Raw genomic sequence first — 11,365 nt, 5'->3', positions numbered from 1 at the left:
CCCACCTCATTCCCGCAGCGGTCGCCCCAACAATCTAGGGGCAACCATCCGCGCCTTCGCGATCACAAGCGGCCAAGCACAACTCGCGTGGATCGAAGCAAATCGAGCCGTGCCGGACGCCGCATCCTCAAGCGCAGACCATGTTGGAGTTCTCCGGTCGCGAAGCGCGTATTCAGGAAGAGGATGCCGACTTGCGTGGGATTACTGGTAGCATCTGATTGTTTGTGGAATATTTGAAGCGTGCTTCTGAAGCAGAATTCCGGCCGCCCATCGCGCTTTGCCTCGCAAGAGGCGCCTGGACTGGATGCGACGCTTCAGACTTGCTCACTTCCTGCGCGCGGGCATCGCGAACACCCTTGGATGCCGTGATGATGACAGCTTCTTGCCGCGATGGCGGGACCCGCCGCTGCACAGGCGGCAAAGGATCGTCCTGACGGTTTTTGCGAACGTCGTCGCCCTATGCATGCCCAGCGCGTCGGAGGTCAGAGTGCACGTCAGTCGGCCGAGGAAGAGCGCTCCGCGTCGGAGAAGACGCGTGCGACCAACCAGGGCCATAGTGACACACGGGTGACATCGACATCCCCGAAGGGGTGGATGATAGTGCCAACGCATTGAAATGATTGGCGCACCGCACCGGGTGATGAGGAGAACGATGTCAACGCCATAGCCCTCCCCTACAGCATGCTTCGTATCTCGGAAGTATCCGGCCGCCCCGTGTCAATCAAAGCTTGGACTGTGGCGGCGTGCTTCCTGGATCAGCCAGTTCGCGAACATCTGGATAGGCCCTTCGCTCAATCGGATCGGCTCCGGCAAGATCAGGCAGAAGGTTTTGGCGATCGATTTGCCATCGGGCCAGGGCGCGGCCAAGCGGCCTTCCGCCAATTCGGTTTCGACATAGAGGCGCGGTACGAGTGCAACGCCGAGGCCGGCCAACGCGGCTTCGATTTGCATGGAGTGAAGATCGTAACGGGCACCAACCGCAGGGTTGGTCAGCGCGATCCCGGTCTCCTGCGCATAGCGTTGCCAAGCGTCGGGGTTCTGGCGTCGATGGAGGCGGGGCAGTTCATCCAGCGATACCGCTCCTTCACCTCCATCGAGAAGCGCCGGATGGCAAACCGGGACCAGCGTCTCATGCAACAGCCGGTGCGTTCTCATTCCCGTCCAGGCGGGATGCTCGAAATGGATCGCAGCATCGAAACCGCTTCCGGCAAGCACAAAAGGCTCCATACGTTCGGCAAGATGTACGGTGATGTTCGGGTGCATTTCCCGAAACCGCGCTAGGCGGGGAATAAGCCAGCGCGTGGCAAAGGTCGGTATGGTGGCGATGTCGAGGCTCGCACCGTCGCTCGGCTGCCCCATCAGATATTGGCTGTCACGCTCCAGCCGGTCGAGTGTCTCGCGGACCTGAGCCGCATAACGCTCTCCATTCGGCAAAAGCCGGACGCGATTGCCGACCCGCTCGAACAGCGTGACGCCGAGGAACACTTCCAGCCGGCCGATCTGCCGGCTGATCGCCCCTTCGGTCAGGGCCAGTTCGTCGGCCGCGCGCGCGAAGCTCCCATGACGAGCCGACGCCTCGAACGCCATGAGTGCGGAATTGCTGGGAATCTTGCGGCGCATGACGGTTCCTGACGGGACGGTTCGGCATTTCGATCCGCCGTCACCTTGATATTAGGTCACTGAAGCATGATCCGATGTCGAGATATAGGCATGGATTGCCAGTCTATCATGAGAAAATATCAACGATAGGCAAGGTCGAAAGCTCCGTGCTTTCGGTCGAAGGTGATACAATGATCTATACGGTGGAATGCAGCTTTGCCGATCCCGTCAGCGAGGCGGAATGGAACGAGTTTTACAGCCTGGACAAGCTGCCGGCCCTGATTTCGGTGAGCGGCTTCCACACCTCGCAGCGTTTCAAGGCGCTGAGCGATGGCTGCCCCGTCTATCTAGCCCTTCATTCGATCGATGGCCTCGATGTTCTGGCGGGTGAGGAATACCACCAGAAGGGCGGCGGCAATTTCGCACGCTGGCAACAGCACATCACCGACTGGCACCGGAACCTCTATGGCGGCATCGACCGCGCGCCGGCCATTGGCGAGGGCGAATATCTGGCGTTGAGCGCAACAGGCCCCGAGCCTCTGGTTGGGCTTGGCCTCACTCCACATGCGATGCACGCGGTCGCCATGGAGAAGTTCCCGGAATATCGATGGCTCGCCAAGGTGGAGCGCGGCATGACGGCTGACATCGAGCCTCTACCGGAAGGCGTCCATCTCTATGCGCCGATGACGGCGCAGTTGACGAGCGACCATGACGCTGCTCCAGGGAAGGCACGGTAGATCCCGATGCCGAATGTCACGATCTATATTCCCGCGGACAGAATGCCGCCGGACGAAGCCCTCGCGGACCTCACGGAGCAATGCACCGAACTCTGCACCGGCATTCTCCGGGCCGCATTGGCGAACGTGCATATTGTCTACGTCGCTGTCCGGCATGGCCGAGGGCACCCGGCCTTCGCAGAAATCCAATATCGCCTTGAGCCCTTTCGGACGCCGCCCGTCATGGATCGGTTCATGGAAGAGCTGGACGAGGCCATCCAGCGCAATACCGGCCTCACCGCGCGCATTCGTTGCTTTGGCTATGAAGCGTCGAGCATTCACGCGCGAAACTGAGCCGATGCCAGGGGAAACCAATGTCTAGTCTCGCATTACCCAGTCAGCAGATCGGTGATTTGACAATCATCGCCGTCAGCGATGGCTATCTCCACGCCAGTTTCGATCTCCTCGCGAATATCGACCCGGCCGATGCCGCCCGCATGCAGGAAAATGCGGGGATAGCGGATCATACCTCGATCCATATCAACGGCTATCTGGTGCGCAGCGGCGGTCGCACGATCCTGATCGACGCCGGAGCGGGTGGATTCAAGCAATGGGGTGGTCGATTGAAAACCAACCTTCTGCTCGCGGGCATTCAGCCTTCCGAAATCGATGCGATCCTGTTGACGCATGCCCATCCCGATCATGTCGGGGGGCTGATGGACGCCTCAGGAACAGCCGCCTTCCCGAACGCCGAGCTTGTCGCCCACCACCTCGAAGTCGCGTTCTGGCAGGATGACGGCAACCTGAGCCGCGCACCCGAGCGCGCGCGCGGCAATTTCCTCTTGGCGCGTCAGGCGTTCGACGGCTATCGCGACAGGCTGCGTGCCTTCGACGGCGGCGAGGTGCTGCCCGGCATCACGGCAGTTCCGCTTCCGGGCCACACCGCCGGACACACCGGCTATCGTCTCGATTCAGGGGGCAAGAGCCTGCTGGTCTGGGGCGACATCGTTCATTTCCCGCAAATTCAGGTTCCGCGTCCGGAGGTGTCGATCGCGTTCGATCAGGATGCGCATCTCGCCGCCGAAACGCGAGCGAGGCTGCTGGATCTCGCCAGTTCGGAACGGCTGCTGATCGCCGGGATGCACCTTGGCGAGCTCGGGTTCGCGCGGATCGAGCGAAAAAAGTTGGCCTACGGTGTCGCATATGAGGCATGAGCGCGGGCTGTTGTCGGCGCGAGCTACGTTCGAAACCACAGAGCATCCGTCGCGGCGTGCTGGCCCTCAGCCCTTTTGCTGCTGTCGAGGGCCATAATGGAAGCGGCAACCGTTCACCCACGTTTACGCGCTCAAACCGCACGCAGCAGAAAATCTCTTACATGCACGACACGAGGATGGCGGAGCGCAGTCTTGTTCCAGACGAGATAGAGCGTGTTGTCCGGCCCCGGCCGCGTCGTCGGTAGTTCAACGAGTTGCCCGCTCGCCAACGCTTCGGCGCATAGATAGTCCGGCAACACGGTCCATCCCGTTCCGGCTAGCGCCATGCCGATCACGATGCGCAGATCCGGCGCCGTCACCACGGCCTGCATGTCGGGGGCCTTGCCAAAGACATGCTCGAAGAACGGGCGCAGCAACGGAAGGGCCTCATCATAAGCGATGCAGGGCAGCCCGCACAGGAGTTCGGCGGTGACGCTGCGCGCCTTGGTCCGCTCTGCAATGGTCGGCGCAGCGACCAGCACCAGGCGTTCCCGACCCAGTTCGGCAAAACCGTGGACGCTTCCGTCCGGCGGCGACGCGGTAACGGCGAGATCGGCGTGGCCCGCATCTAGCGCCGCATAGATACGCTCGCGGTTGCCGGTCTGAATGCGTAACCGCAGACCTTCCGCGACGAGCGGTGCCAGGGTGGGGCCAATGCGTGCGGACAGATATTCCGCCGGGCCGACCAGATGGACGGTGCCGCTCAAATGGCTGGAGCGCGCCTGCGCCGCCCCCATGGTCGCCTCGATCCCGTCGAGCTGGGAGGCGATCGAGCGGGCGAGATCGTCGGCGGTGGCGGTCGGGGCGACCCCGCGCGCCTGTCGGATGAAGAGTGGCTTGCCCAGCATCTCCTCCAGCGAGGCGATATGGGCTGACGCTGCCGGCTGGGTGATGCCGAGACGCCCGGCCGCGCGGGTCAGCGAGCCGGCGCGGTAGGTGTCGAGGAAGGTGCGCAGATAGATGAGGTAGTTCATGAACATCGAGCCATAGTTATTTCTATGGCTGATAGCATATGGAATGATTTTTGTCGCGATCTGTCGTGACGCATCTTCCGGGCGACAACCGGAGTGCACCAATGAAAAACCAGCTCAAAATTCTTATGATCCTCACGTCCAGCGCCACGATGGGCGAGACCAACAAGTCGACCGGCCTGTGGTTCGAGGAATTGGCGACGCCTTATTACGCCTTCCTTGACGCCGGCGCGTCGGTCACGCTGGCGTCGATTGAGGGCGGCCCGGCACCGATCGATCCCCGGTCTGTAAAAGCTGGGGGCGAGAACGAGGCCAGCGTTGACCGCTTCCTTGTTGACGAGACCGCATCGAAGGCGCTGAACGAAACACTTCCGGTCTGCGCCATCGACATTTCGGAATATGACGCGGTGTTCCTGCCGGGCGGCCACGGCACCATGTGGGACCTGCCCGAGAGCGCCGAACTGGCCGTGCTGCTCCGCAAGGCATGGGCGGACGGAAAGGTCATTGCCGCTGTCTGCCACGGCCCGGCCGGACTGGTGAACGTCAAGGACGAAAATGGTGTTCCGCTGGTGAGCGGCCGCCGCGTAACATGTTTCTCCGACAGCGAGGAACGCGCCGCCGGACTGGACGAGGCCGTACCGTTCCCGCTGGAAACCCGCCTGCGGGAACTGGGTGGCCGTTACGAAAGCATCGCCGATTTCCAGCCCTTCGCCATCGCCGATGGTCGGCTCATTACCGGCCAGAACCCGGCGTCCTCGGCACTGACCGCCAAGCTGATGTTGGAGGCGCTGAACGGCGGGGAAGTACTATGAGCGCCCAGCAAAAGAACGACCCCAGATCGCAGGCTACCCGCATCCCGCTGGTCATCTATGTCTTCGCGCTCTCGGCCTTTGCGCTGGGATTCACTGAGTTCGTCACCATCGGTCTGGTCTCGGACATCGCCGACGACCTGAGGGTGGATGTCGGTCAAGTGGGCGCGGCCGTCGCCGCCTATGCTATCGGCGCGACCATCGGCGCCCCGATCCTGACAGCGCTGGCCGCGAGTTGGAGCCGCAAGCATCTCCTGCTGGCGGCAATGATCGTATTCACCGTTGGCAACTTCCTTGTCTGCCTGTCCGGAGATCTCCCTTCGTTGCTTGCTGCCCGGTTCGGATCGGGGCTAGGTCGTGGTGTTTTCCTTGCCGTCGCCTCCAGCGTGGCAACGCGGCTGGTCGCGCCTGAACGCGCGGGCGCGGCGCTCGCCCTGGTCTTTGGAGGCGTGACAGTCGCGATGTCGCTCGGCGTGCCGGTCGGCACCTGGCTCGGCACCGTCCTGCACTGGCAGGTCATCTTTCGCGTCATCGCCGCTTGCGGCCTGATCGGCAGCGTCGGCATCGCAGCACTGATGCCCGCCGGATCGGGCGAAGCCGCGACGAAGGGCACGGGTTTGCGTGATCTCGGCGTGCTCGTCGATCGCCGCCTGCTCGCCGGGGCGAGCATCCCAATGCTCGCCTATACAGGCTCGTTCGCGCTCTACACTTTCGTGTCCCCGATCTTGCTCCACGTCACCAATGTCAGCGTCGGGACCGCGAGCTTGACGTTGCTCGCCTACGGTCTTGGCGCGGCAGTCGGAAACGTTCTTGGCGGTCGCCTGACCGACGGTCAGGGCATGGACCGCGCCTCAGTTATCCTGCTTGTCGGCATCGTGCTATCCCTCGTGCTGATCGCCTTTGCGCTGAATCAGCCTGCCGCGATGATTGGGCTGGTGGCGCTGCTGGGGCTGACAACGTATGGCGCGATACCGCCTCTCCAGTCGCGCATCCTGATGCTGGCCGAACGCCACCAGCCGCAGGCCATGGACGTGGCATCGGGCATGAACATCGCGGCCTTCAACGCCGGCGTCGTGGTCGGCTCGGGGATCGGCGGCGCGGCCATCAGTGCCTGGGGCCTGCCGTCACTCGCGCCGATCGGCGCGGCCATCGCCGTGGTCGCCGTCATCGCGCTCCTCTGGCAAATCGCCTTGCCGTCCATGAAAGCGTCCCGGGGCGATGCTACGCCGGCTACAGCGCAGGGAGGGCATTGACATGGCCCTCCATCCACAGACCGCTGCATTCCTGGCCGCCCACAGGACGAACGCGCCCTCAATCGATTATGACACAGTGACGGCGGCCGAGCTGCGACGACTGTTCAACATCCCAAAGCCGGAGATCGTGTCGGCGCGGCTACGAGGCGTCGAAGACTGCGGTCGACGTGCTGTGCAAAGCGCCCCTTTTCCGGGCGGCTTGACACTGACTGATTTGCAGAATTGGTGAATTGCCATGAGTTGGTTCGGACGATATGCCACCACGCTGATCGTCCGAATTGGGGCCGAAACCAGACTGGCCGCACTTGGTTGCCAGCTGTCGCAAGCACCTTGCAAGATCGGACATGTCTAGGCGCAAGTAGTGTCCCCGGACGTGGTGTGCTGATCGCGGTAGTCATGGGCGCTTTGCGGTAGGGTGTCATTGTTTGCACCAACCTGGTACCGGATAGACCACCGATGCCCGACGAAACTATGAACCTGGAGCGCCGGTGGAGAAGAGCCCCAACGCCAATTGTCTGCGCGAGATGGGTGCTAGACGTCGATCCGGGCGAAGACGCGGCGCGCTCGAAAAGGGACAAGACGGCTCAAGACCCGGCCCCATGACAAAGCTCACCTTGAACATCGTCCGAACCAGCCCCGACAAGGCATCCAAAGGGCAAGATAAAAAAATGGCAGAATGGGATGACCAGCTCCCGACCAGTCCAAATAGCCCACAGACGGTAGGCTCGGGCTGTGAAGGGGCACGGCAGTAACGGCACACCCTGCCAACCCCCTTGGCTACGCAGCCGCGTTCGTGCATTTCTGCAAGCGGATAAGAGGGCGGCCGCAGGGGACATGACGGGTCGCCGACCTGATTCAGATGCCCGCAAGGCTCCTTCTGGATGCCGTCTTCATTTCCCGGAGTGCCGATGTTTCAAGACACAATGCTCGATCCGGCGGGACCCGTTTCGGCCGCAACACGCGACCTGCTCTTCGAATCGGTCGGGTTGATGCTGATCGTCGTCGTCCCGGTCTTTGTCCTGACCGCTTTTGTCGTATGGCGCTATCGGGCGGGAAACACCTCCGCCGCCTACACGCCGCGTTGGAACGGCTCGCGCCTCCTGGAAATGGGCCTATGGACCGTGCCGGTGACAATCGTGGTGCTGCTCTGGTTCGTTGTCTGGAACCGCACTCATGAGCTTGATCCCTACCGCACCATAGAAAGCGACCAGCCACCCCTGGTGGTGCAGGTCGTGGCGCTGGATTGGCAATGGCTATTCATCTATCCGGAGGAAGAAGTTGCCTCGGTCAACCGGCTGGTGTTTCCCGTTGGCCGCCCGCTGACCATCCAGCTGACCTCCGACAGCGTCATGAACTCGCTGCTGATTCCAGCACTAGGCGGGCAGATTTATGCCATGGCCGGAATGCAGACCGAATTGAACCTGAAGGCAGACCGAATAGGGGTCTTCGAGGGGCGCAATACCATGTTCAACGGTAACGGCTTTTCGGCGCAGACATTCACCGTCGAAGCGATGGATATGGCTGGCTACCAGGCTTTCCTCGCCGAGGCTCGCACAAGCCCTAACGCATTGACCGAAGAGAGTTTTCAGACATTGGCCGAGCCCACCGTCAATGGCCCTCTGCGGCTTTATTCGAGCGTGGCGCCCAACCTGTTCCACACCATCATGGGCGCGCATGGCTCAATGCCACACACGGTGGCAGAGCCTGATATGAGCAGCGCGCCACACCATGCGGATCACGCCCGATGAATACCAGCATGCTACTGGGCAAACTGAGCCTCGATGCCCTGCCTTTCTATAGCCCCATCGCCGCTGCCGGCGCCGCCGTGATCGTCTTCGGTGGTCTGGGCGTGATTGCCTTGATCACCTGGCTCAGGGCCTGGCCCTATCTATGGCGCGAATGGTTCACCAGCACCGATCACAAGAAGATCGGCATGATGTATGTGGGGCTTGCTCTGGTCATGCTGATGCGCGGTTTTGTCGATGCCCTGATGATGCGGGCGCAGCAGGCCATGGCCATGAATGCAGAGGGCTATCTGACCCCAGACCATTTCCAGCAGATCTTTTCATCGCACGGCACGATCATGATCTTCTTCATGGCCATGCCGTTCCTGTTCGGCCTGATGAACTATGTCGTGCCATTGCAACTGGGCGCGCGCGATGTCGCCTTTCCCCTGATGAACGCCATCAGCTTCTGGCTGACGGCAGCAGGCGCGGCGCTCGTGATGGTGTCCCTGGTCATCGGGGTGTTTTCCACCGGAGGCTGGTCCGGCTATCCACCTTATACGGAGCTTAGCTATAGCCCGACGGTCGGCGTCGACTACTGGATCATGGCGCTTCTGGTCAGCGGTGTCGGCACGACACTGGGCGCCATCAATCTCGTCGTGACCATCTACAAGATGCGCGCGCCCGGCATGAAGCTGATGCAGATGCCCCTGTTCTGCTGGACGGCGCTTTGCGCCAGCCTTTTGGCCGTATTCGCCTTGCCGGGCCTCACCGTTGCAGCGGGCCTGCTGGGTCTCGATCGCTATCTTGGGATGCATTTTTTCACCAATGACGGCGGCGGCAACGTCATGAACTACGCCAATCTCTTCTGGATTTTCGGCCATCCCGAAGTCTACATCCTGATCCTTCCCGCCTTCGGCATCTTCTCGTCGGTCATTCCGACGTTTTCGCAGAAAAAGCTCTTCGGTTACAATGTTCTGGTCTATGCGACCATGTGCATCGCAGTGCTTTCCTTCACGGTCTGGCTGCATCACTTCTTCACCATGGGCGCCGACGCCAACGTCAATGCGTTTTTCGGAATCATGACCATGGTGATTGCCGTCCCGACCGGGGTGAAGGTCTACGACTGGATCCTGACCATGTTCCGTGGCCGGCTGCGGTTCGACACGCCGATGTTGTGGTCCATCGCCTTTATCGTGACCTTCGTGATCGGCGGCATGACCGGCGTGATCCTCGCCATCCCGCCACTCGACTATGTGTTTCACAACACACTTTTCCTGATTGCCCACTTCCACAACATGCTCATTCCCGGCGTGCTGTTCGGTTTGTTTGCCGGCTATGCCTACTGGTTCCCCAAGGCAACGGGTTTTCCCCTTGATGAGGCTTGGGGCCGCCGCGCGTTCATCTTCTGGGTGGTCGGCTTTTACCTCGCCTTCATGCCGCTTTATGCCCTCGGCTTCACGGGCGCCCCGCGGCGCATGGCCTATTACGATCAGCCCGAATGGCAGATATATTTCGTCATCGCGGCGATCGGGGCGTTGTCCGTGCTCGCGGGCATCATCTGCCAGGTGATCCAGCTGGTGGTGAGCATCCGCAATCGTGACCGGACCACCAGCTTTGCGGGCGATCCTTGGGGCGGGCAAACGCTGGAATGGGCGACATCCTCGCCGCCCCCGGAATACAATTTCGCTGTGCTGCCAAGGGTCAACTCGCTCGATGCCTTTGAAGAGGCAAAGGAAAGCGGGCAGCCCTATGTCTGGCCTGAGAAATACGATCCCATCGAGGTGCCGCGCAATTCCATGACCGGTGTCTTGCTGGGGGGAACATCGTTCGTGCTCGGTTTTGCCGCGGTCTGGCATATCTGGTGGCTGGCAGCGTTATCGCTTCTGGGGGTCATTGGCATCGTCATCGCCCGCAGCTTTGCCACCGACACGACGCGCTTCATTTCAGCTGACGAAGTCAAGGCGCACGAAAGCCGCTGGCGTACCGCCGTTCTGGCCCAGGGAAAGGCATCCTCATGACGGATCAGCCCAACCAGCACCCCGGCATCAATATCAGCCACGCGCGTCCGGAGGACGGTCGTCACACCGAAGTCACAGTGTTCGGTTTCTGGACCTTTCTGATGAGCGACGCGATCATCTTTGCGCTGCTGTTTGCCACCTACGCAACCATGGTCAACCGTACGGCAGGAGGCCCTACGGCCGCCGAGCTGTTCGACATCACCAATGCATTCATCGAAACCATTGTGCTCTTGGCCAGCAGCTTCACCTTTGGCATGGGCGCCGTGGCACTCAAGGAAGGGCGCGTAGGAGGGGTCAGACTCTGGCTCGTGGTTTCACTGGTTCTGGGCCTCGTGTTTATTGGTCTGGAACTGCGCGAATTTGCCGGCCTTGCCGCACGGGGTGCGACGGCGCAAGCCAGCGGCTTTCTGTCGAGTTTTTATGTTCTGCTGTCCACGCACGGCCTGCATGTGCTCTTCGGCTGCCTGTGGATTGTTGTCATGCTGGCGCAAATCTCGGTCTTCGGCCTCAACCGGCAGGTCCGCTCGCGTATCCTGCGCCTGGGCCTGTTCTGGCATTTCCTCGATCTGGTCTGGATCGTGATTTTCACAGTGGTTTATCTACCGGCGGTGGCAACATGAGCGGTGCTTGGGAAGGTGAACTGGGCGGACACAAAGTGCGCCAGCCCGTGGCGGAGGCGAGACATGAGCGTCGCCGTTATGTCTGGGGGCTGGGCTTTGCGCTTGTGCTCACCTGTGCGGCCTTTGGCCTTGTGGTCTTCAAGATATTGAGTGGTCCCGCCCTGTTGGCGGCGATAGGCGCCTTGGCGCTGCTACAGATCGTAGTGCAGTTCCGTTTCTTCCTGCATATCGATCTGTCGCGATCCAAGCGTGAGGATCTTCAGCTCATTCTTTTTACCGGCCTGCTGATCCTGATCATGGTAGGAGGCAGCCTCTGGATCCTGACCAGTCTCGATCAACGCATGATTGGCTGACTGAAGGCGACCACTCTGCCGGCAGGTGCGAACATGCTGACCCAAG

At 61.3% G+C, this 11,365-nt stretch carries 11 protein-coding genes; 9 read left to right on the top strand and 2 right to left on the bottom strand.

Going from position 1 to position 11,365, the window contains the following annotated elements; translation table 11 throughout:
* Positions 1-717: 717 nt before the first annotated feature.
* The gene (locus tag OSH10_RS05310) at positions 718-1,620 is read right to left on the bottom strand and encodes a LysR substrate-binding domain-containing protein (RefSeq protein WP_266330575.1); all 903 of its coding nucleotides are present in this window, start codon (positions 1,618-1,620) and stop codon (positions 718-720) included.
* Between the two features lie 170 nt (positions 1,621-1,790).
* On the opposite strand from OSH10_RS05310, the gene OSH10_RS05305 reads away from it, so the two are divergent.
* The 3 genes from OSH10_RS05305 to OSH10_RS05295 are packed head-to-tail and all read left to right on the top strand — an operon-like array spanning position 1,791 to position 3,529.
* A complete protein-coding gene (locus OSH10_RS05305) occupies positions 1,791-2,336 on the top strand; it encodes a sugar ABC transporter (RefSeq protein WP_266330574.1) in 546 nt (181 codons plus the stop codon).
* Positions 2,337-2,342: 6 nt separating this feature from the next.
* The gene (locus OSH10_RS05300; protein ID WP_266330573.1) at positions 2,343-2,669 is read left to right on the top strand and encodes a hypothetical protein; all 327 of its coding nucleotides are present in this window, start codon (positions 2,343-2,345) and stop codon (positions 2,667-2,669) included.
* A 20-nt stretch (positions 2,670-2,689) separates the two neighbouring features.
* Positions 2,690-3,529, top strand: coding sequence for an MBL fold metallo-hydrolase (locus OSH10_RS05295; protein WP_266330572.1), 840 nt, complete (start codon positions 2,690-2,692; stop codon positions 3,527-3,529).
* A gap of 131 nt (positions 3,530-3,660) precedes the next feature.
* Here OSH10_RS05295 and OSH10_RS05290 read toward each other — a convergent pair whose 3' ends face one another.
* Positions 3,661-4,548: a LysR family transcriptional regulator gene (locus OSH10_RS05290; RefSeq protein WP_266330571.1), complete on the bottom strand. Its 888-nt coding sequence runs from the start codon at positions 4,546-4,548 to the stop codon at positions 3,661-3,663.
* Positions 4,549-4,643: 95 nt separating this feature from the next.
* Here OSH10_RS05290 and OSH10_RS05285 point away from each other — a divergent pair, with 95 nt between their 5' ends.
* The 6 genes from OSH10_RS05285 (at position 4,644) to cyoD (ending at position 11,319) form a co-directional block, all read left to right on the top strand.
* Positions 4,644-5,351, top strand: coding sequence for a type 1 glutamine amidotransferase domain-containing protein (locus tag OSH10_RS05285; protein WP_266331119.1), 708 nt, complete (start codon positions 4,644-4,646; stop codon positions 5,349-5,351).
* Positions 5,348-6,601, top strand: a complete 1,254-nt coding sequence (locus OSH10_RS05280; RefSeq protein ID WP_266330570.1) for an MFS transporter — start codon at positions 5,348-5,350, stop codon at positions 6,599-6,601. Before OSH10_RS05285 ends, OSH10_RS05280 begins: the two co-directional genes overlap by 4 nt.
* 908 nt (positions 6,602-7,509) lie before the next feature.
* Entirely contained in the window at positions 7,510-8,349 is an 840-nt protein-coding gene (locus tag OSH10_RS05275) for a COX aromatic rich motif-containing protein (protein WP_266330569.1), read from the top strand.
* On the top strand, positions 8,346-10,346 hold the full coding sequence (locus OSH10_RS05270; protein WP_266330568.1) for a cbb3-type cytochrome c oxidase subunit I: 2,001 nt from the start codon (positions 8,346-8,348) through the stop codon (positions 10,344-10,346). Before OSH10_RS05275 ends, OSH10_RS05270 begins: the two co-directional genes overlap by 4 nt.
* A complete protein-coding gene (locus OSH10_RS05265; protein ID WP_266330567.1) occupies positions 10,343-10,966 on the top strand; it encodes a cytochrome c oxidase subunit 3 in 624 nt (207 codons plus the stop codon). The genes OSH10_RS05270 and OSH10_RS05265 overlap by 4 nt, the downstream gene beginning before the upstream one ends.
* A complete protein-coding gene (gene cyoD, locus OSH10_RS05260) occupies positions 10,963-11,319 on the top strand; it encodes a cytochrome o ubiquinol oxidase subunit IV (protein WP_266330565.1) in 357 nt (118 codons plus the stop codon). Before OSH10_RS05265 ends, cyoD begins: the two co-directional genes overlap by 4 nt.
* Positions 11,320-11,365 lie beyond the last annotated feature (46 nt).

This window comes from Kaistia defluvii (genome assembly GCF_026343955.1).
Taxonomy (GTDB): domain Bacteria; phylum Pseudomonadota; class Alphaproteobacteria; order Rhizobiales; family Kaistiaceae; genus Kaistia; species Kaistia defluvii.
This window is presented reverse-complemented; position numbering and strand designations above follow the sequence as displayed.